This is a genomic window from Bradyrhizobium sp. 33ap4, from assembly GCF_032654765.1.
Classification (GTDB): Bacteria; Pseudomonadota; Alphaproteobacteria; order Rhizobiales; family Xanthobacteraceae; genus Bradyrhizobium; species Bradyrhizobium australafricanum.
The window spans coordinates 84,520-104,406 of record NZ_JAUMTJ010000031.1 but is presented as its reverse complement, the minus strand read 5'-3'; the positions used below and the strand labels follow the sequence as shown (position 1 = coordinate 104,406).

The 19,887-nt window shown below is 63.0% G+C and carries 23 protein-coding genes and 2 tRNA genes; 10 read left to right on the top strand and 15 right to left on the bottom strand.

From position 1 onward, the window contains the following. Nucleotides 1-77: 77 nt before the first annotated feature. Nucleotides 78-1,895 (bottom strand): carbamoyltransferase, encoded by a 1,818-nt coding sequence (locus tag Q2M23_RS23900; RefSeq protein ID WP_316397229.1) that lies wholly within the window; start codon nucleotides 1,893-1,895, stop codon nucleotides 78-80. A 366-nt stretch (nucleotides 1,896-2,261) separates the two neighbouring features. Between Q2M23_RS23900 and Q2M23_RS23895 the strand changes: the two genes are divergently transcribed. Next, nucleotides 2,262-2,543 carry a hypothetical protein gene (locus Q2M23_RS23895; protein WP_076828733.1) on the top strand — a complete coding sequence of 94 codons (282 nt, stop codon included), beginning with the start codon at nucleotides 2,262-2,264 and terminating at the stop codon, nucleotides 2,541-2,543. A gap of 339 nt (nucleotides 2,544-2,882) precedes the next feature. Here Q2M23_RS23895 and Q2M23_RS23890 read toward each other — a convergent pair whose 3' ends face one another. From Q2M23_RS23890 to Q2M23_RS23870, 5 genes are all read right to left on the bottom strand, one after another. Further along, nucleotides 2,883-3,659 carry a cyclase family protein gene (locus tag Q2M23_RS23890; RefSeq protein WP_057018557.1) on the bottom strand — a complete coding sequence of 259 codons (777 nt, stop codon included), beginning with the start codon at nucleotides 3,657-3,659 and terminating at the stop codon, nucleotides 2,883-2,885. A gap of 806 nt (nucleotides 3,660-4,465) precedes the next feature. Beyond that, nucleotides 4,466-4,542: transfer RNA gene (locus Q2M23_RS23885), tRNA-Pro, on the bottom strand. A gap of 119 nt (nucleotides 4,543-4,661) precedes the next feature. Continuing rightward, the gene (locus tag Q2M23_RS23880) at nucleotides 4,662-5,141 is read right to left on the bottom strand and encodes a DUF192 domain-containing protein (protein WP_057018558.1); all 480 of its coding nucleotides are present in this window, start codon (nucleotides 5,139-5,141) and stop codon (nucleotides 4,662-4,664) included. 122 nt (nucleotides 5,142-5,263) lie between these two features. Next, nucleotides 5,264-5,926 carry a cold-shock protein gene (locus tag Q2M23_RS23875; protein ID WP_057018559.1) on the bottom strand — a complete coding sequence of 221 codons (663 nt, stop codon included), beginning with the start codon at nucleotides 5,924-5,926 and terminating at the stop codon, nucleotides 5,264-5,266. 209 nt (nucleotides 5,927-6,135) lie between these two features. Beyond that, nucleotides 6,136-6,897 carry an SIR2 family NAD-dependent protein deacylase gene (locus Q2M23_RS23870; protein WP_225160997.1) on the bottom strand — a complete coding sequence of 254 codons (762 nt, stop codon included), beginning with the start codon at nucleotides 6,895-6,897 and terminating at the stop codon, nucleotides 6,136-6,138. Nucleotides 6,898-7,149: 252 nt separating this feature from the next. On the opposite strand from Q2M23_RS23870, the gene Q2M23_RS23865 reads away from it, so the two are divergent. Then, complete coding sequence (locus Q2M23_RS23865; RefSeq protein WP_229189477.1) at nucleotides 7,150-7,311, top strand: hypothetical protein; 162 nt, start codon at nucleotides 7,150-7,152, stop codon at nucleotides 7,309-7,311. Between the two features lie 435 nt (nucleotides 7,312-7,746). Here Q2M23_RS23865 and Q2M23_RS23860 read toward each other — a convergent pair whose 3' ends face one another. Together Q2M23_RS23860 and Q2M23_RS23855 are read right to left on the bottom strand one after the other, a co-directional pair. Beyond that, nucleotides 7,747-7,932 carry a hypothetical protein gene (locus Q2M23_RS23860; RefSeq protein ID WP_057018561.1) on the bottom strand — a complete coding sequence of 62 codons (186 nt, stop codon included), beginning with the start codon at nucleotides 7,930-7,932 and terminating at the stop codon, nucleotides 7,747-7,749. A 254-nt stretch (nucleotides 7,933-8,186) separates the two neighbouring features. Continuing rightward, nucleotides 8,187-8,627, bottom strand: a complete 441-nt coding sequence (locus tag Q2M23_RS23855) for a GrlR family regulatory protein (protein WP_244558847.1) — start codon at nucleotides 8,625-8,627, stop codon at nucleotides 8,187-8,189. Nucleotides 8,628-8,702: 75 nt separating this feature from the next. Between Q2M23_RS23855 and Q2M23_RS23850 the strand changes: the two genes are divergently transcribed. Next, a complete protein-coding gene (locus Q2M23_RS23850) occupies nucleotides 8,703-8,876 on the top strand; it encodes a hypothetical protein (protein ID WP_018271496.1) in 174 nt (57 codons plus the stop codon). A gap of 179 nt (nucleotides 8,877-9,055) precedes the next feature. Here the strand turns inward: Q2M23_RS23850 and Q2M23_RS23845 are convergent, their stop codons facing one another. Continuing rightward, nucleotides 9,056-9,379: a hypothetical protein gene (locus tag Q2M23_RS23845; protein ID WP_316397228.1), complete on the bottom strand. Its 324-nt coding sequence runs from the start codon at nucleotides 9,377-9,379 to the stop codon at nucleotides 9,056-9,058. Here Q2M23_RS23845 and Q2M23_RS23840 point away from each other — a divergent pair. From Q2M23_RS23840 to Q2M23_RS23830, 3 genes are all read left to right on the top strand, one after another. Next, on the top strand, nucleotides 9,378-9,584 hold the full coding sequence (locus tag Q2M23_RS23840) for a hypothetical protein (protein WP_316397227.1): 207 nt from the start codon (nucleotides 9,378-9,380) through the stop codon (nucleotides 9,582-9,584). The genes Q2M23_RS23845 and Q2M23_RS23840 overlap by 2 nt on opposite strands. An 815-nt stretch (nucleotides 9,585-10,399) precedes the next feature. Then, nucleotides 10,400-10,852 (top strand): VOC family protein, encoded by a 453-nt coding sequence (locus tag Q2M23_RS23835; RefSeq protein WP_016844600.1) that lies wholly within the window; start codon nucleotides 10,400-10,402, stop codon nucleotides 10,850-10,852. Between the two features lie 346 nt (nucleotides 10,853-11,198). Continuing rightward, nucleotides 11,199-11,840, top strand: a complete 642-nt coding sequence (locus Q2M23_RS23830) for a glutathione S-transferase family protein (RefSeq protein ID WP_168858948.1) — start codon at nucleotides 11,199-11,201, stop codon at nucleotides 11,838-11,840. 18 nt (nucleotides 11,841-11,858) lie between these two features. On the opposite strand, the gene Q2M23_RS23825 is transcribed toward Q2M23_RS23830, so the two are convergent. The 5 genes from Q2M23_RS23825 to Q2M23_RS23805 form a co-directional block, all read right to left on the bottom strand. Next, entirely contained in the window at nucleotides 11,859-12,107 is a 249-nt protein-coding gene (locus tag Q2M23_RS23825) for a hypothetical protein (RefSeq protein ID WP_253590323.1), read from the bottom strand. Between the two features lie 130 nt (nucleotides 12,108-12,237). Next, entirely contained in the window at nucleotides 12,238-12,495 is a 258-nt protein-coding gene (locus Q2M23_RS23820; RefSeq protein ID WP_018271493.1) for a PilZ domain-containing protein, read from the bottom strand. Between the two features lie 170 nt (nucleotides 12,496-12,665). Further along, a tRNA-Glu gene (locus Q2M23_RS23815) sits at nucleotides 12,666-12,740 on the bottom strand. A gap of 154 nt (nucleotides 12,741-12,894) precedes the next feature. Further along, nucleotides 12,895-13,044 (bottom strand): hypothetical protein, encoded by a 150-nt coding sequence (locus tag Q2M23_RS23810; protein WP_016844593.1) that lies wholly within the window; start codon nucleotides 13,042-13,044, stop codon nucleotides 12,895-12,897. An 84-nt stretch (nucleotides 13,045-13,128) separates the two neighbouring features. Then, complete coding sequence (locus Q2M23_RS23805) at nucleotides 13,129-13,473, bottom strand: hypothetical protein (RefSeq protein ID WP_076828667.1); 345 nt, start codon at nucleotides 13,471-13,473, stop codon at nucleotides 13,129-13,131. Between the two features lie 166 nt (nucleotides 13,474-13,639). Between Q2M23_RS23805 and Q2M23_RS23800 the strand changes: the two genes are divergently transcribed. After that, the gene (locus Q2M23_RS23800; RefSeq protein ID WP_316397226.1) at nucleotides 13,640-14,872 is read left to right on the top strand and encodes a Zn-dependent hydrolase; all 1,233 of its coding nucleotides are present in this window, start codon (nucleotides 13,640-13,642) and stop codon (nucleotides 14,870-14,872) included. Nucleotides 14,873-14,879: 7 nt separating this feature from the next. Here Q2M23_RS23800 and Q2M23_RS23795 read toward each other — a convergent pair whose 3' ends face one another. After that, complete coding sequence (locus Q2M23_RS23795) at nucleotides 14,880-15,749, bottom strand: sulfite exporter TauE/SafE family protein (RefSeq protein WP_316397225.1); 870 nt, start codon at nucleotides 15,747-15,749, stop codon at nucleotides 14,880-14,882. A gap of 387 nt (nucleotides 15,750-16,136) precedes the next feature. On the opposite strand from Q2M23_RS23795, the gene Q2M23_RS23790 reads away from it, so the two are divergent. From Q2M23_RS23790 to Q2M23_RS23780, 3 genes are all read left to right on the top strand, one after another. Further along, entirely contained in the window at nucleotides 16,137-17,174 is a 1,038-nt protein-coding gene (locus tag Q2M23_RS23790) for a PrsW family glutamic-type intramembrane protease (RefSeq protein WP_028342108.1), read from the top strand. Nucleotides 17,175-17,253: 79 nt separating this feature from the next. Then, complete coding sequence (locus Q2M23_RS23785; RefSeq protein ID WP_316397224.1) at nucleotides 17,254-19,113, top strand: acyltransferase family protein; 1,860 nt, start codon at nucleotides 17,254-17,256, stop codon at nucleotides 19,111-19,113. A gap of 88 nt (nucleotides 19,114-19,201) precedes the next feature. Beyond that, complete coding sequence (locus Q2M23_RS23780; protein ID WP_057018572.1) at nucleotides 19,202-19,774, top strand: HdeD family acid-resistance protein; 573 nt, start codon at nucleotides 19,202-19,204, stop codon at nucleotides 19,772-19,774. The last annotated feature ends 113 nt before the right edge of the window (nucleotides 19,775-19,887 follow it).

The following is a 19,887-nucleotide window of genomic DNA, read 5'->3' as shown; positions in this document are numbered from 1 at the left end:
AGAACCGAAGCTCTAGATTCTTGTTTTGACGCGTTTTCTTCACGCGAACCGGTGCCCACTTCGCTCGAAAACGCTCTCTAGCCGCCGCGACTGGTGTCCTGGGTGGTCGAGGAGACGATGGTGGCGACGTCGCCGAACGTCGTCATCACGGGCGTGACGACCTTGTGCATGGCGGTCTTCGACACCAGCGTGTCATGCATCACGAGGTTGTCGATCCCGGTGGTGAGGAAGCAGCTCACCGCGTCCTGCGGCGTCTCGATGATCGGCTCGCCCTTGACGTTGAACGAGGTGTTGATCAGGACCGGCACGCCGGTCAGCGCCTCGAACTCCTTCAGCAGGCGATAGAGCATCGGGTTGGTCTCTTCCCGCACGCTCTGCACCCGCGCCGAACCGTCGACATGCACGATTGCCGGGATCTTGTCGCGCCATTCCGGCCGCACCGGCTTTGCGATCAGCATGTAGGGCGAGTCCTCCTCGCCTTCGAAGATCTCCTTCATGCGCTCGGCCAGCACGATCGGCGCGAACGGCCGGAAGGCCTGGCGGTGCTTGACCCGGCTGTTGAGGATGTCCTTCATCTCGGCCCTGCGCGGATCGGCGATCAGGCTGCGGTTGCCGAGCGCGCGCGGACCGAACTCGGAACGGTCCTGAAACCAGCCGATCACGCGCTGGTCGACGAGCAGCTTTGCGGTGTCGCGGCAGATATTGTCGCAGCGCTTCGCGTCGATCTGGATGCGCACCAGGAAGCTTTGCAGCGCGGCGGCCACCTCGGCGTCGCTGTAGCGCCGCCCGACATAGGCGTGGTCCATCACGAACGAGCGGCGCTGCTTGAGCACTTCGAGCCAGCCGTAATAAGCGCAACCAATCGCGATGCCGTCGTCGCCGGCGGCGGGCTGGATCCAGATGTTTTCGAAACCCGACTCGCGCGCGATGCGCCCGTTGGCCACGCAGTTCAGCGCGACGCCGCCGGCGATGCAGAGATTTTTCGCCCCCGTGGTCTCGCGCAGCCAGCGCGCCCGCGCCAGCAGCACGTTCTCGGTATCGTCCTGCACCCGCCAGGCGATGTCCTCCCAGTGCCGCATCGTCGGGCTCTTGTCCCAGCTGCCGCTGTCGAGCACGAAGGGCTGCTGGTTCTCGGCGCCCCAGAACGGCACGTGCAGCTTGCCGTCCTTCATCTCGAGCAGATGGCCGACCTGCTCATGGCGGCCATAGGGCGCCAGCCCCATCAACTCGCCGCACTTGTTCCAGTCGCCGAACACATAGGTCGAGACCCGGCTGTACAGCGCCCCCAGTCCCGGCATGTTGTAGAACTCGTCCGACAACAGCCCCCGCGCCGGCTCCATCCAGACCTTCTTCAGGCATTCGAGCCTGGCGTCGTCGAACCTGTAGTAGCTCTCGGACTCGCGGGCCAGCGGCGACGCCTCATCTTCGGAGCAGGACTCCATCGCGTCGGCCCGATAATTGCCGACGCCGTCGACGATCATCACGACGCCGTCCTTGAATGGGGACACCGCGAACGCGCTGTAGGCATGCGCGAGGTGGTGCGAGATCGACACCACCTTGTCGGATTTGGAACGAAACAGCGGGTGCTTGATTGCCTCGTTGCGTTCGGCGATCGGCAAGAAGCCCGGCATATCCTGGTGGAGCATCCGCTCCTCCATCTCGGGCACCGGCAGGATGTAGCTGTTGCGCACCACGAGATCGACGTCGTCGAGGGTGATGCCCTCGGCCGACAGGCAGTAGTCGACGACTTCCTTGTAGAAGCCGGAGGCGTGCTTCTCGCGGGTGATGCGCTCCTTGGAGATCGCGTAGGCGATCGCGCCGTCACGCAGCAGGCAGGCGCTGACGTCATGGTCGTAGACGTTGAGACCAAGGACGTAAGTGTGTTGTTTCGGCATGGGCACTCTTTGGAAGGATACAGCAACGCTGAGAGAACAGGATCGTGTCGACTTCAAGTTCTCGCCGGCATTTTCCGAGGTTCTCAAATCTCTGCTTCTGCGATGCACAAATCAAATCGGCGCAACGCAAGATGAACAGAATGAACGGCGGATGAACGACAAGATGAGCGCAGCAACGACAGTATCCTTTGCAGGCGGGACTGTAACTTGACCTTACCTGTTGGTCTCAATAGAGTCGTTAAAGCTCGCAAGAACCTTAGTGAAAATATTGTCTTAGCATGCACGAACCGAATGCCGGTGTCGCGCGTCTAAGCGAGACAGCCAGCATCAGTTCAGATGTTTGGAAGTGGACTGGAGATCTTCAGAATGACTAAACGCTACAATATCCTGACTCGTTGCCTGGCAGCAGTCGCTTTGTTGTTCGTCTATGTCGCAAGCACCTCCGCCATCCTGGTCGGCGCCACTACGTCGTCTGCGCAAGCGCAATGGCGCGGACGCGGCGGCTGGGGCTATCGCGGCGGCGGCTGGGGTCGCGGCCGCGGATGGGGTTATGGTCGCGGCTATGGATACGGACGCGGCTATGGCTACTACGGTGGTGGGCCCCGTTGCTGGTGGACCCCGCGTGGCGTTCGCGTTTGCCGGTGGTAACAACCGCCCGGTCGACACAAGCGATATTAAAGACATGAAATCAGGTGCGTCGGTCCCGACGCACCTGATTTGCTTTTTGGGGTTGGTTCACCTGCCGGGCTTGGCTCAGCTGCGGCACGCAAGAAAGAGCCCCGGAGACGCCGGGGCTCTAGTCACGGGAGAGAACGCTTCCGAAATCGGGACGCGAGGACGAGCCGGCGGCCCGATCACCCAATGCATCTACTGCGTGCATTAAAGCAGATTCGGCTGCCTCAGGCTGTAGCCGTGCCGCAACAACCCGCCGTAATGCACAGCCTGTCCACCGGTTCCCGAAGCTGGCCGATCACAACCCCGGCGCGCCTAGCCGTCGAGGATGGCGACCGCCCTCGTCCAGCCCGCCGACGCGCGCTCGATCTTCACCGGGAAGCACGACACCATGAATCCGGTCGACGGCAGCTGCTCGAGATTGTGCAGCTTCTCGATGTGGCAGTAACCGATGTGCCGCCCGGCCTTGTGGCCTTCCCAGATCAGGCTGGCGTCCCTGGTCTCGGCGTATCTCTTCGCGGTGAAGACGAACGGCGCGTCCCAGCTCCAGCCGTCGATGCCGGTCAGCCGCACGCCGCGCTCGAGCAGATACATCGTCGCCTCGTAGCCCATGCCGCAGCCCGAATTGACGTAGTCGGGCTGGCCATATTTCGCGCCCGCGCTGGTGTTGACGACGACGATCTCGAGCGGCGACAGCGTGTGGCCGATGCGCTTCAGCTCGGCTTCGACATCCTTGGCGGTCGCGACATAACCGTCAGCCAGATGGCGGAAGTCGAGCTTCACGCCCGGCTGGAAGCACCACTCCAGCGGCACCTCGTCGATGGTCCAGGATCGCTCGCCGCGGTTCATGGTCGGATGGAAATGCCAGGGCGCATCGAGATGCGTGCCGTTGTGGGTGGAGAGCGAGACCTGCTCGACGGCCCAGCCCTGTCCGTCGGGCAGGTCCTCCGCCTTCAGTCCATCGAAGAACTGCAGCATGCGCGGCAGCCCCTGCTGGTGATCGATATACTGGATGGTCGGATGGTTGCCGGGCGGATCGGCCGGAACGTCGTTCTGCAGGGGAACGGAGATATCGATCAGTCTGCGCGCCATGGTGCTTTTCTCGCGGATTGGTCTTGTCGGGCCGAACTACCCTGCCAGCGCGCGCGTTATCGGCAAGCCACATCCGCTCGAGATCGCGCAGCTCACGATGTCGTGGCTTGGACTGCGGCAAGGCGGCGCAACGTTGAACCTATCCCCCGCCGGCACGACCCATTGGCACTGGGGATTTCAGGGCCCAGTATTTCGACGGCGCCGTCTGGACGAGCATATTCCGTCCAGGCGGCGTTGTTGCCTCAGGCGAGACAATCCGGCCGAAGCTTGGTTACCCGTGCCGGAACGCTGTTCACGCACAGAGAGCCACGGAAACAATACGTGTGCTGATGTCGTGCGGATTGCTGGTGGTGTTGCCACGCCGATACAGAGATAACCCCGCAACGATGCTAACCAACCTGCATCTGAACCAAGACGGGGTTGCGTCGTGTCGGGATTTGATCACTGGAACGGTGCAAATAGAGCCTACTCGTCCGCCGAAGCGCCACATCTGCGCGATGAGCAGCAGCAGTTCGACCGCTATCACAAATTCGACGACCCCATCTCGCGACCGCCGGAGAGTGGCTCAAGAACCGTGATCCTAGATCGCTACAACCCGCCGGCTCGTTGATCTGGTCAGCGCCCGGGCGGCTGAAGTTGCGAGCAGTGGAGCGCGGGCGCTTCGGTCCCGCGCTTGCTATTTCAGGGTGCCAACTGACCGCGATTTGTGGACCAGGTCATGCGCGAATGCCGAGCACGCGCCGATCATGAACATCGCGTCCGCCTCATCTACCGACGGAGCGTCTCTGTTAAGTCTTTGATTGGGATGGTCGGGGCAGCTGGATTCGAACCAACGACCTGCAGTACCCAAAACTGCCGCGCTACCAGGCTGCGCTATACCCCGACATTTCCGAGAAGCCCCGTGGATACACGCTTCAGCCATCGCCAGCAAGGCACCGGTGCGGGACTTCGTGCGGCGAATCCGGCACCGGTTTCCGCCGGAAATCGCGTCAAAACCGGATGCTAACGGCCGCCGAACAGCGGATGGGCAACCCGGTCGCCGGGCTGAATGCCGTATTTCTGCGCGGTCCCGGCAATCACCTCGAGCACGCCCTTGGCGAGCCCGCGCGACGGAATGATCCGGGTCGAGAGCGGCTCGGTGTTTTCCGCGATCCGCAGGATGCGCCCGTCGGCGCGGATGAAGATCATGTCGAGCGAGATGTAGGTGTTCTTCATCCACATCGACACTTCCTGCTCCGGCGAGAAGTCGAACAGCATGCCTTTGCCGTCCGCGAGCTCCTTCCGGTACATCAGGCCGGTCTCCTTCTCCTGCTCTGTGGTTGCCATTTCGACCGAGAAGACGTGCACGCCCGATTTGGTGACGATCTCGAGCGGCTGGACGCTGGCGGCCTGCGCGGCCGGAGCCAGCAACGCACCGAACATGATCACGAGGCAGGCCATCAGCCACGAACGATGGCGTCCAACAATGCGAACGAAATTCATCGACAAATACTCACACCGGGGAAGATTTTCCGGCGGACCCTAACCCGACGATTGCGGCAAATGCCAGAGCCGAGACGGCTCGCCGGCGGCTCACGTTTCCGTCAGGGAGGATCAGACCCGGATCAGTGCGAGGACAGCGCCGACGGACCGGTCTCCGGGTGGATCTCGGCGGCCATCATGCCCTTGGAGCCGGGCCCAAACCGCACCAGCACGTACTGGCCGGGGCGCAGTTCGGTCATGCCGAAGCGGCGCAGCGTCTCCATATGCACGAAGATGTCGGGCGTGCCCTCGCCGCAAGTCACGAAGCCGAAGCCGCGCAGCCGGTTGAACCACTTGACCTGCGCGCGCTCGAGCCCGCTTGTTGCCGTCACCGTGACATGGGTGCGCGGCGGCAGCATCTGCGCCGGATGGATTGCCGTCGATTCGTCCATCGAGACGATGCGGAAAGCCTGGTAGCCCTTCGCGCGCTGCACGCATTCGACGACCAGCCGCGCGCCTTCATAGGCGGTCTGATAACCGTCGCGCCGCAGCACGGTCACGTGCAGCAGGATGTCGGGCCAGCCATTGTCGGGGACGATGAAGCCGTATCCCTTCGAGGCGTCGAACCATTTGATGACGCCGGAAACTTCGACGAGGTTGGCCGCTGCGTCGCCGAGGCCTGAGAAAGCATCCATCGCCGGATCGCGTGGCGCGCTTCCATACTCGCCTTGACCAATCCTGCTTTGCCCAACTCCGCCCATCGGCGGTCCGCCGAGCTTCTTGGACTCAAATCCGTCCGACCCCATGACCCCGGACCCCACACATCAAATGCAGTTCGCCGTCGTTGCGGCGCACCCTGTACACGCTGCTCTCCATGACCAACTCACTCGGACTGATTTGGACGCGGCGCGAATCTCTCAACCAAAAGATAACACTCCCGCTTGCGGGGCATAGCTAAAAAACGATTCTTGCGGGAACTATGAACAGACTTGCAGAGCCGCGAATCAATCAGGCATCAATTGCCTACGAAAGGACCAAGCGTGTCGCCGATGTCGTGGCGGATCACCAGATCGGCGATGTCGTCCTGATCGGTCGGCTCGTTGTTGATGATCACGAGCCGCGCACCGCTCTCCTTCGCCATCATCGGAAAGCCTGCGGCGGGCCACACCACAAGCGATGATCCGATCGCCAGAAACAGGTCGCAGTGCCGGGAGAGTTCCGCCGCGCGGCGCATCGCATCCTCGGGCATCGATTGCCCGAACGAGATCGTCGCGGTCTTCACCGGATCGCCGCAGTCCGCGCAATCGGGCGCGCTGCCCGCCTTGTCGAACTGCTGCTTCACCCACGACAGCTCGTAGTCCTTGCCGCAGCCGATGCAGCGGCCATAGGTCGTGTTGCCGTGCAGCTCGATCACATCGTCGGCCTTGAAGCCCGACGCCTGATGCAGGTTGTCGATGTTTTGCGTGATGATGCCGGGAACCTTGCCGGCCCGGTAAAGCGACGCAAGCGCGCGATGCCCGCGACCGGGTTTGGCCGCCGCAAACGTCTGTTCCATCGCAAAGCGGCGCCGCCAGGACTCGTCGCGCGCGTCCTGGCTGGCGACGAACTCGTCGAACGGAATCGGTCGGTTGCGGGTCCACAGCCCGCCGGGCGAGCGGAAATCGGGAATGCCGCACTCGGTGGAGATGCCCGCCCCGGTGAAGGGCACGATGGACGACGCCTCCGCAATCATGTTGCCGAGCTGCTCGACGCCGCTGCGCAAGTCTTTTGCGATCACTAAAAACAATCCGGTTGGCCGCAGCGACTATAGCACGGCCAGACCGATTGCGAGCTCAACCGTTGCGCGAGCGATCGGCTGCGAGCGGCGTGTCTTGATCGATCGGCTTGCGATCAGCTGCGTCGGCGCCTCCGCTTGGTCGCTCTTCCAGCGCCTCAGCATCATCACATTCCTGCACTGGCTGCTCCGCATTGACGCCCAATTCGCCGACGCCAATGCGCCCGGGACAGGACCACGGCCAGGAGGATGGGCATGACCGATCAGGAAGACCGCGTCGCGCGCGAGCGCGAGGAGATCGTCGCACGCATTGCCAGCTTCAGGGCGACGCAGCAGAAGTTCGAGCGCGATCGCCAGGAATATTACGACAACACGCTCGGCAATGCCTGGAGTGGATTTCAACGCAAGACCGCTTGACGCAAGACCGCTTGATGCCCTTGCCAGGCGACCGCGTTCATGGTCCGGGCGCCATGAGGCGCAAGTGAGAAAGCCCCGAGCGGCGTGCTCCGGGCTTATGGCTATTGCCAGTGCCGCCGTGCGATGGTTGCCGCAAACGCAGTTCCGGTTCCCTCGAGCGTTTTCCGTTCCGATCGGATCGCTCGAAAACGCGCCAGCCATACGATAGCGCAAAGCTACCATCGGTTAGCGCTGGAACAAAAATACAACCTCAGAGATTAGCTTGGCGGTGAACGAGGTTGGCATCAATGCCGGCATGGATGGAACTGCTGCTTAACGTGATGGGCTTTGCCGGCTTCATCGGCATCGCGATGTATCACAAGCATCCGAATGGGAAGCTGCCCGACTGAGCGTCGGCGGCGCGTCTCGGCTTGCCGCTCCCCCGGCTTGCCGTCTTCAGTTTGCCTTCCGGGCCTCTCCCGCGGTCCGGACCAGCCGGTCCGACTTCACCAGCACTTTGCCGCTCTCCGGCTGCGGCCGCAGCCAGAAGCTGATCACGACAAAAGCCGAGCAGAACAGCAGCCCCACCACCATCACGCGCCGGTGGGTCGGTCGATCAGCACTGTGGAACGATGGCATCATGGCTGTCACCCGCAGCCATCCCAATCGCAATCGCAGGTGGAGACAACACGATGCTGCTCTTAACCTAACCAGGTAGGGTTAGCGGTGGCCGGGTAACGCCTCGTCCGGATCTTCCGATCGGCGGCCGCAGCGGGATTCACAGCGATATCCCCTGCTTGTCCGCAGCAAATCCACAACGCCAGCGGGTCCAATTATCCAACGAAATACGGATCTTGCTGCGCGCTTGTCCACAGCCTCGCGCCGCGTGCGCGCATTCAGGCATCGGCGAGCCATTTCAGGGTGGCCCGGAAACCCAGGCTGCGGGTTCCAACCAGCACGGTTCCGAACACCTCAGCCTCGTCGCCGCTGAATGTGCCGGAGAACCCGCTCGTCACTTCCTGTCCGGCGAACAGCGGACGGGTGAACGGGTCCGCGAAGGGCGAATGCTGGTTGGTGCTGAGATGTCCCTTCCAGGTGCCCTCGCCGGCCGTATAGGCCCCGATTGACCAGAAATATGGCCCGCCGCCGATCAAGAGACCGTCGCGCAGGATCAGGATGCCGCTGTCGCGGCCCCTCACGCCGTCGGTCATGTGGATGTGGATCGAATAGAGCCCGTTCTTCATCGATCGCGCCGCCCGGTCCTGGCGGCCCGCAGTATGGCTCCAATCCGGCCGGCGTGCGAGGCCGATACCGCCCGGCCCTCCGAATCGGCGCAAAAAGGCAGCTCCCCGGGCGCTTACAAATCGTTAAGAAACCCCTGACAAGGTTCGATCCTCCAGAGGGAGAGAGCCATGCTCGTATACCCCGTACCTGTCGAAGTGACGCAAGCCAGAGTGCAGCTCGTCGTCGACCAGACGGCGAAGGAGCAGCCGCGCATCATCAATGAGGATGTGCTGGATGTCTTCGCCGCGAAGAACCAGGCCGACCGTGAAGCGGTCGAGACCATCCTCGACATCAAGGTGTGAGAGCGGCAGTAGCCGACAGGAACCTCTCGACTGCGCACGGGTCATTCTGGTGACGCCAGGAGGTGCAAGCTGATCGCGGTCACCGTCTTCACCCTGATATGCGGCGGGGCCTTTGCCCAGGATATTGGTCCAGCGCCGCAGAGCGGCATGGAACGGCCTGAAAACACCAACGGAGCCACTCAGAGCGGCGCGATGGACACCACGGGGATGGATGTGAAGCGGGCCAACAAATCCGAGATGAAGAACACGGCAAAGGGCGCGGCAAAAAGGGACGACGCAAAAAAGTAGGTTCCCACGACGGAACGTCCGGGAAGCTGCGACCTTAAAAAACGACCTTGAAAAAAAGACGCGACCATCAAAAAAAGGAAGGAACGAGTCTCTCGTTCCGCCGTTAGTTTGGCGAGCGGTACAACGAGGGAGAAATCCACCGGAAATATCAGCTCAACAAGCCCCGTCAGCTTACTTCGGTAACTGGCGGGGTTTTGTTTTGTGGAGGCGCCCATGTACGCCCTGTTCCGCGGCAAGACTCAGCTCGGAAGATCGTTCGCGACGGAGAAGGAAGTTTGGGAGGCGGCGCTGATCGACGGTCTTGTCGAGGATGTTCCGGTCGCAGACGAACTGGGTGGCCAGATCGTGCCTGCCGGACATCGCGTCGAGCGGGTCGATGAATACGAGCCGCAGCCCGATTGGAAACCCGGCCGTTCCTGACGCCGGTCAGCCAATTGGAGGAACCAGCCGGCCGAAACGACATGCACATCGCGCGTGGTGCCGACAGCTCACCGCCCTGTCGGCTTTGGAAGGCCCCGCGAATTCCCCTCGCGGGGTCTTTCCTTTGAACCTTTCGCGCGCCGCGAAGACATAAAGGGCGCTGGGGGATTTCAGGGCCCAGCATCCGGCGCAGCGCTGTGGGACGAACATACTCCGTCTACGCGGCGCTGTTGCATTTTACAAATTCAACCTTAAGTTTGGTGTCCAACAGTTGACGGCTCACGCCCTGAGAGATCCCCAGTCCGTCAGCTGGGAAAGCCCCGCATCCAGCCTGCGGGGCTTTCTATTTTCCGGCCCCAGGAACCTTCCGCGCGCAGCGACATTGTCTGCCCGGTTGCCGGCACGATCTCCCCAAGGCCGGTCGGCATCAGACCTCGCGAGCCCACTCGCGGGGTTTAGCGCTTTAGAGGCCGTCCAACCTCGCGCGTCCTTGATTGGCCGTGATCGCCAATCGGTGCGATAGAGGCCGCGCCTCCAAGGCTCGACCACAAGCCCCGTCCCAGAAATTTCGCTGGGCGGGGCTTTCTTGGATCCGCTGCTGCGCAAGCGTGTCGCGGCACGTCCCGTCCATATCCGGCCGCGTGATCGCGCGGCGCAACGGGAGCCAGCGCTCGCGAAGGCGTGAGCATGCAAAGGCGAAATGCGATCGGCAAAACTCGCGCTAACCCCTGCCCCGCGTCGCGTTTTGCTGCTATTCCTTGCCCCGTCTCGCCCGAGCCCAAACAAAATCTCTGAATCTGCAGGAGGATAAGAAAATGCGCTATCTGCACACCATGCTGCGCGTCCGCAATCTTGATGTCGCGATGAAATTCTATCAGGACGCGCTGGGGCTGAAGGAAGTGCGCCGCATCGACAATGAGAAGGGCCGCTTCACGCTGGTGTTTCTCTGCGCAGAGGAAGACCTCCATCTGCTCAAGTCCCTGCCGCAGACCCGCGGCGCGCCGCTGGTCGAGCTGACCTACAATTGGGATGAGGAGAAATACGGCGAGGACCGCCATTTCGGCCATCTCGCCTACGAGGTCGACGACATCTACGCGACCTGCGAGAAGCTGATGAAGATGGGCGTCACCATCAATCGTCCGCCGCGCGACGGCAACATGGCGTTCGTGCGTTCGCCCGACCTGCACTCGATCGAGATCCTGCAAAAGGGCGAGCCGAAAGCTCCGGCCGAGCCGTGGGCATCGATGCCGAACACCGGCCATTGGTAAACACCGCGCCCGCTCCTACGTTCCTGTCGGCGTTTCGCCCTTGCTGAAGCGCCGAACGATCGCGAGGAACGCGACACGATCGTTGACGTTGCTCCCTCACAAGCATGCGAGGAGGCAACGATGGGAAGAGGAATTTTGCTTTGGCTGTTGGGTGTGCCGATCCCGGTGATCATCGTGTTGTGGTTGTTGTTCGGTCACTGACGGCGTCTTGATGCATAGCGATCAGCGAGGCTCTGCCGCTATGCGGCGGAGCCTTTTTTTGCTCTCGGTACAATTCACCCCGCGCTTTTCCCCGACGCTTCAGCTATGAACGCGCGCAAAGCACAACAGCGGGAAGAAACGCGTGATGGACAGTAAGCCGCAACTGACGATCTGGGGTCGGGCGAACTCGGTCAACGTGCAGAAGGTGCTCTGGTGTCTCGCCGAGCTCGACCTCCCCTATCAGCGCATCGATGCCGGCATGCAGTTCGGCAAGAACGATCAGCCCGACTATCTCGCGATGAATCCGAATGGCCGCGTCCCGACGCTGGTCGACGGCGACTATGTGCTGTGGGAATCCAATTCGGTGATGCGTTATCTCTGCATGGCCTATGGTCATGGCGCGCCGCTCTATCCGCAAGCGCCCAAGGCGCGCGCCGCCGTCGACCGCTGGCTCGACTGGACGCTGTCGACGCTGCAGCCGGTCGACCGGCCGGTGTTCTGGGGGCTGGTGCGCACGCCGCCGGAGAAGCGCGATATGGTCCAGATCCAGAAGGACGCCGATGCCGAGGGCGTGGTGTGGCGCGTCGTCGAGGCGCAGCTTGCAAGGCGCCGCTTCATCGAGGGCGATCAGTTCACGATCGCCGACATCGCGCTCGGCGCCTTTGCGCGGCGCTGGCTCGGCGTCGAGGGCGTCACCAAGCCGAAGCTGCCCCATCTCGAACGCTGGTTCGGTGAGATCGCGGGGCGGCCGGCCTTCGTGCGGTTCATCGCGCCGCCGATGTCGTGAGCGCGGGCGGCAAGCCGCTCAACGCCCGCCGCTGGACATCCCGCCACCGACGCTGACGGCGCCACCGAGCTTCACGCAGGTGTCGGAGCCTTCCACCTTGACGAAGCCGGGTCCGTACGATGCGCATGGATTGCTCCGCGTCGCGGATTTCGACGGCAAGGTTTTGCCGGCGTCAGCGGGCGTCTGGAAATTGCGGCGGTCGCCCTGCTGGGCGAACGCGGCGGCGGGAAGCAGGACGGCGATGATGGCAATGCAGGTCTTGCGCATCCGGCCTTTTATCCCGCGCCACCGGATGAGGCTAGCTCATGATGCGATCGGGAAGGATCGCAGCATGAGCTAGCTCTTTTCTTGAGCATGATCTGTTCGGAAAACCGGATCCACTTTTCCGGATCATGCTCTACCGCACGAACTTGACGCCGAACGTCCTGCCTTCGCGCCACACCACTTCGCAGGCGCGCCCGGTGCGGGCGTCGCGCGAGAACGCCAGCCGCAGCTTGGCCGGCAGCGTGTTGTTGTCCTGGACCGTGATCTTGGCGCCCGACGAGGACATGTCCTCGACCACGCAGGGCCGCGCGGCGAATCCGCCGTCGAGCGTGATCCAGCCGGATTGCCGCAGCGATTTGCGCGTTTCGCGCTTCCTGGTCCCTGGAGCCATCACATCATTCCCGGGCCCAGCCGTATCGCCGCTAACTTACCAAAGGGTTGCGAAACAGCTGCGGATTGCAGCGATCCGCCGACCCGTGCACAACGGGCCGAGACGGTGCGGCGAGAGCGTCCGTCCGAGCACAATGCGTTGAGTTGGCTGGATTTCCAGTCTGGCAGTAATGGCGCTCCCTAGCGGAATCGAACCGCTCTCTCCACCGTGAAAGGGTGGCGTCCTAACCGATAGACGAAGGGAGCAAAACTCCCGGCAAATCAATACGTTAGACGTGAGATGCGCCGGACCGGCCACAGCCCTCAAGCCGCGACGGGCGAACGTATAGTGGCGATTGGCCGGGCGGGCAAGCGTTCAGAACGCTTTTCCCGGGTTGCCGCTGGGATCACCGGAAGGACATCACCTGCAGGACAATCCGGCCTCGATCGAGGTCCAGAAGCCGCAATGCGTCGGCACATGCGCATGCGCCCGCGAGCCCCCGACGTGAATCAGGATTGCGGCAGCAAGCGCGACGACGACGACGGGAACAATGAATCTTCGGATCGACATGGGCCTGCGCATCGACCGACATCGTGGCCTAACTAAGGCCTGCGAGCCGGTTGGATGTCCAGCAACAGCGCTTAGCGCCAGCCGCTAGTGATTGCTGGCGACGTCCTGACGATTATTCGGCTGCGCCGCCACAGGCGTCCGCTTGATGCAGGTGCTGCAGATCACGAGCTTGCGCGCCAGCCGGTCGTCGGCATCCGCTTCCGACAGTTGCGCGGGCGATGTCTCCGCCACCGCAGGCGACGCATTCCGCGCATGGCGCCGCGGCTGCGGGAGATTGGGATCCTGTCCGGCACCGTCCCAGGCCAGCGGACCTGTCCCCGGCGGCGGCGTGGTCATGCTGTATTGCTGCGAGACCTGCGCGCAGGCGCCGAGCGCGATCGGAAGAAACAGCACAGCGGCCTTGCGAGCCCAGTTCCGGAATGCAGACATGATCACACTCTCACGCTATTCGTACTGCGACCTAAGAGCAGAACCGCTAAGAAATCGTTTGCCCTGATTGTTCCGTCGCATCCAACCGCGTCGGCATCAAGACGGGATTGAGGCGCCAAGGCGCAAATCAAGACGTAAAATCAAGACGGCAATCCGGAGTCCAATCATGCCAGGCATCAACGGTCGCTTCGACGGCAAGCGCGTGCTCGCCGATCTCAACGCGTTGCGCGCGATCGGCACCTACAAGACCGGCGTGCACAAGCCGACATTCTCGGAACCGCATCTGCGCTCGCTCGACTGGCTCGCGACGCGTTTGCCCGACGCCAATCTCACCGCAACGATCGACGGCATCGGCAATGTGCTCGGCTCCAGCGCGAAGGCGGGACCAAAACTGCTCGCCGGCTCGCACCTGGAGAGCCAGAACCATGCGGGCTGGCTCGATGGGCCGCTCGGCGTGATCTACGCGCTCGAGGCGGCGCGCGTCATCAATACCGACCCGGACGCGAACGGCGCGGTCGAGGTCGCCGCGTGGTGCGACGAGGAAGGACATTTCGGCAGTTTCCTCGGCAGCCGGTCGTTTGTCGGCGCGGTGACCGAAGCCGACATCGACGCAGCCCGCGACCGCTCCAGCGATCGCACCATGCGCGATGCATTGCGCGACGCAGGCTTCGCCGGCCGCCCGCGCCTTAATGCCGAGGCCGGCCGCCATATCGGCTATCTCGAAGCGCATATCGAGCAAGGCGACACGCTGGAGAGTAGCGGACTCAAGATCGGCGTCGTCACCTCGATCGTCGGCATCTGGCAGTACCGCATCACGTTCGCCGGCGAGCAGAACCACGCCGGCACCACGCGGATGGCGGTGCGCAGGGACGCCGGCCTCGGGCTGGCGCGGTTCTGCGTCGCGATCGACGACAGCTTCCCTGCCCTGTCGGGACCGCGCACGGTGTGGACCACCGGCCGGATCACGCTGGACCCAGGCGCACCGAGCATCATTCCAGGCGGCGCCGAGATGCTATTCCAGATTCGCGACGACAATCCCGAAGTGATCGGCCGCCTCGAACAACAGCTGCATCGCCTGGCGGCCGAGGCCACCGCTCAGGGCCGTTGCGGTGTGAAGGTTGAGCGCATCCGCACCGGGGTGCCCGCGATGATGACGCCTGCATTCCAGGATGCGATCGAAGCCGCGAGCGCAGCCTGCGCCGGCGGCAAATCGATCCGCATGCCGAGCGGCGCCGGCCATGACGCCCAGGTCCTCGCCACCATCATGCCGGCGGCGATGCTGTTCGTGCCGTCGATCGGCGGCATCAGCCATCACTGGAGCGAGAACACCGACGACGCCGATATCGTCACGGGTGCCGAGGTCTTTGTCGAAACCTGCCGGCGCCTGCTCGCAGGTTAGAGCACCTTCAGGTCGGACCGCCCCGGTTGCCCGACTTCAGCGAAGCCAACGCGTGCGAGTCCTGCACGGTGCTTCTCCTCGCGGTGAAGAAAACGTACAGCAAGCAGATGTCGATCAGGATCGTGCCGGCCATGACGCCGTAGGCCCACGGGCTTTCCATCAGCTTCACTTCGATCAATACGCGCGACAGGCCGAATCCCACGACCCACGCATCAAAGCTCATGCAGATCCGGCGAAACGTCTCGGCGTCCAGCCGCCGGATCAGCCAGGCACCGAGCGGTATGCCGAGGACAACGCAGGGAACCAGCACAAACAGGATGCTCCGGCTCTCGTCGATGAACAGACCGAGCTTGTAATACGCGATTGCAGTCAGGCTGGACTCCGTCACCCGAACCAGTGCGAGACCGGCCCGAAACTCATCTTTGACGAGGCCCTGATTGTTGAAGAGGATCGCCAGCGGCGGGCCCGAAATGGTCGTGACCGAGTACAAGATCCCGAGCATCGTTCCGAAAGGCAAACCGACCAGCCATTTCGACTGGATCGGCCTCCGCCAACCGGCCGCCTGCAGCAGAATGAGCGGCAGAATGATCGAGTAGGTGGCGAACTTGGTCCAGCCGGGCTGAAACGACGTCAGCGCAAAGGCTCCGACCGCGATGCCGGGCAGCATGCCGATGAGAATAGGCAGCACGCGCCGCCACACGGCCGGAACGCCGCTCAGATTGATGCACAGGACATACAGATTGACGAAGACTTCGACGATGACCACCGCGGGATTGAGGACGCGGTTGGTGTAGAAGACGAGTGCGACCGGCACCGTGAGCGAGGAAAACCCGTAACCAAGCGCGCCATTTACAAACGCCGCAAACAGCGCGATCACGGCAAGAACGATCGCAGCAAAATCAATCGAAAGCATCTCTGGCTTTTACCGGATCAGTCGCCTTGCCCACGGCATTATAGCCCAACGACGGGGACGCGGTGCCGAAAGCTGATCGGACCCACAGGCCGCGATCCCGGAATCGTCGGGCTACCAAAGCTCCTGCGCCTGGAACGCCATGGACCTGGCGCTTGGCAGGAACCTGTCCGGGAGCCGCCCTAGGCCCTTAGCTGATCAAGGTCCGCAACGGCACTTTCCAACCCGCTTTCGTAAGGCACCGTGGCATATTGGTCACGAGAACGGCATCAGACCGATTTGCAATCCGCTGAACTTGCTGCCATTTCTTCGGCACGCATCGCTTTGGTGCCATTAAAGGGGCCCGTCCGGCTCATGTTGTTGCTTGAGTCGCTTCCAACCGTCATCGGCGCCGCCGCCATTGCCCCCGCATTGCTGGTGTTGTGGCTGGTCATCGCCGCTGACGAGCGCCCCGGACCGCCGGTTCAGGTGTGGCTCGCCTTCGTGCTCGGCGCGGCCAGCATCTCCCTGCTCGGCTTGGCGCGAATTCCGTTCAATGCGCTGCTTGCCATTCCCGACAATCCCTGGGCGACGCAGGCGGTGCGTGCAGCTTTCGGAGTCGCGGCACCGGAGGAGATCGTCAAGGTGCTCGTCATCGTCGTCATCTCGACGCGGCGCCGCGCCTTCGCCGATCCGATGGATACGGTGGTCTATGGCGCGGCCGCCGGACTTGGATTTGCCGCCTATGAGAACCTCGCCTATCTGGTCCAGCACAAGGACATGTGGCGCGCGCTCGCGGCATTGCGCAGCGTGCTCACGGTGCCGTTCCACGGCGCGCTCGGCATCATCGCCGGCGCCTATCTTGCGATCGCGCGCTCCGGTGGCGCGCTCGGCGCTTACCGGGGTCACCGCGACTGGGCGCGCATGACGAATTGGGCGCTGGTGCTGGTCGCGCCGGTCGCGCTGCACGCGGCGTTCGATTTTCCGCTGCTCGCGCTCCAGCGCATCCCCGATCTCGGCTCGACCACGCGGCTGCTGCTCGGCTCGGCCAGCGTGCTGATCGGCTTCTCCTCGATCGGCTTTGCAATCCGCCTGGTGCGACGCCTCGGCAAGCATCATGCGCCGCGCACCGACGTTGCGCGCGAGCGGCTCAGCCAGCTGCGGCGGATGTGGGCGCTGCTGCTGATCGGCGGCGGCGCCGGCTTTGCCGGCGTCTCCTTCCTGCTCACCTCGCTGCATCATTGGTACGTCAATCCCGAGCGCAATGCGTCGTTCATCCTGGTCCCGATCGGCTTCACCTCGATCCTGATCGGACTGGCGCTGCTCATCGCGACCACCGCCGTCTACTTCCTCGGCCGCAACCGGATGCGGACCGCCTCGGAGGGCTTTCCGTCCGCTCCCGGTCAAAGCTAGCGCCCCGGCCGGCACCGCTCCCCTTGCAAAACAACCTCGGCGGGTTCAGGGAGAGACACAGACCAGGCGCGAGAGGACGATGGGGCACAACTACAAGAATTATCGGCCGGATATCGACGGCCTGCGGGCCGTTGCCGTCTCGTTGGTCGTGCTCGGCCACGCGTTCCCGCAATATGTTCCCGGGGGTTTCGTCGGGGTCGACATCTTCTTCGTCATTTCCGGGTACCTGATCACCGGGATCATCTATGGCGACATTCAGAACGGGAGCTTCAGCCTTGCGACGTTCTATGCGCGTCGCATTCGCAGGATTTTTCCTGCCCTGATCGTCGTCTTGATCGCCGCCTTCATCGCCGGATGGCAACTTCTGATGCCGAGCGAGTTGGTGGCCCTTGGAAAGGAGATTGCGGCGGGCGCGGGTTTCTCGGCAAACCTGCTGTTCTATTCGGAGGGTGGCTATTTCGATGCGGCCGCGCAAACGAAGCCGCTGCTCCATCTCTGGTCGCTCGGCATCGAGGAACAGTTCTACCTTGTCTGGCCCTTGCTGCTGTGGGCGCTGATGCGATGGCGGATCGCCGCCGCCGCTCCCCTTGCCCTGATCTTCATCGCATCGCTTGTCGCAAATATCCTGGTCGTTCGAACCAACCCTGAAGCCGCATTCTACCAGCCGTTCACGCGGGCGTGGGAACTCGCGGCCGGAGCATTGGTGGCCGTCTGCCTGCCCAGCGGATTCTCCGCGGGGCGCGACCTTCTCGGATGGTCCGCGCTCGCAGTGATCGCGGCGGTAACCGCGTTCTATTCGCCCTCCATGACCTACCCCGGGATCGCAGCGGTGGCGCCGGTCGCCGCAGCTGCCGCCCTCATCATGTCAGGTCGCAATCGATTTCTCTCGACCCGTACCGCGGTCGCGATCGGGCTGATCAGCTATCCGCTCTACCTCTGGCATTGGCCGATCCTGGTTTTTGCGGCGAGCTTCAAAGGTCGTCCCCTGACTTTGGCCGAGAACGGGCTGGCCGTTGGGGCCAGCTTCATTCTGGCCTGGGCAACCTATCGCTACGTCGAGCGCCCAATCAGGTTCGGGCAGTGGCGGTTGGCGCCGGTCCTTGCGGCATCGATGGTAGCCGTTGCATCGGTGGGAGCGTTGGCGATCGTCGACGGCTTTGCCTTTCGGCTTCCGGCGATCGTTCGCGAAGCCGGCGCCATGACCGTATCCAGGGACTTCCTGAGATACGGCGAATGCCATATCTCCGCTTCCGCCGATCCCGCGTTTGATCCGAGTTGCGTTGACGCCAGCAAGCGCCCGCTTGTTTTCGTATGGGGCGATTCGACCGCCGGCATGCTTGCCGCCGGGCTGCGGCAAGTCCAGGGCGATCAATTCGGGTTAGCCCAGTTCACCGTCAATTCCTGCCCGCCACTCTTCACCGCGCAGGCCGAGACCATTCCGTTTTGTGTTCAAACCAATCGCCACATCGTTGCTGCGGTTGCCCGCTCGCACCCCGATGTCGTGCTTCTGCACCTGGCGTGGAGCAAAGAACCCACCGCCGACGATCTCCGCCCGACGATTGTCGCCCTCAGACAGGCCGGCGCCGCCCGTGTCATCCTGGTCGGCCCTGTCCCGGTCTGGACCGACACGGTGCCCCATCTGACGGTGCAATATTTCCTGCGCCATCATACATTGATCCCGGAACGCAGCCACGATGTGCGATCGACCAAGCAGACTGACGACAGGATTGGGCAGATCGCCGCCGATCTCGGGATCGAATATCTGTCGCCCTATGACGAGCTCTGCAACGCGGACGGATGTCTGACGAGGGTCGGGACCAGCGCAAACGACCTGGTATCGGCCGACTTCCTGCATCTGTCGCCGCGCGCCTCGCGATATCTGGCGGCCAGGCTTGTGCCAAGGATTCTGGCTGTCGAAAACCGCCATGCAGAAAGATGAGCGCACAGCTATTGCCGCCGCAACTGACGGGCTGACCATTTATAACCGGTTAGGATAGACTGCACACGCGCAGATCCGGAGAGCCGCGATGACCCTGTCCAACGACCTCGACAAGCTGCGATCGAAAATGCAGGCCGCGGTGAAGGCGCACTGGAAGGCGTTCCTGTTCGAAGGCATCCTGCTGGTGATCCTCGGCATCGCCGCGATGATCGTGCCGACCTTCGCGAGCCTCGCCGTCACCATCTTCCTCGGCTGGATGTTCCTGATCTCAGGGATCGGCGGGCTGATCGTGACGTTCTGGGCGCGCAACATGCCGGGCTTCTGGTGGTCGCTGATTTCGGCCGCGCTCGCCGTGCTGGCAGGCATGGTGCTGCTCGCCCGTCCGATGCAGGGTGTGCTGACGCTGACCATCGTGGTCGGCGCCTATTTCGTCGCCGAGGGCGTCGCCACCGTCATGTACGCGCTGGAGCACCGCCGCGAATTGTCGGGACGCTGGTCCTGGCTGCTGATCGCCGGCCTGATGGACATCGTGATCGCCTTCTTCATCATCGCGGGCTTGCCGGAATCCGCGGGATGGGCGATCGGCCTCCTCGTCGGCCTCAATCTGATGTTCGGCGGGGCGACCCTGATCGGCATGGCGTTGGCGGCGCGCAACACCTGACGCCGAACCGCGGGGGGCTTGCATTTGGGGGGTGACAGCCCCAAATCCCTGCGCTATAGAGCCGCCCCATGATCACCGTCGCCACCAGCTATTTTTGGTACTTTAGCTACGAC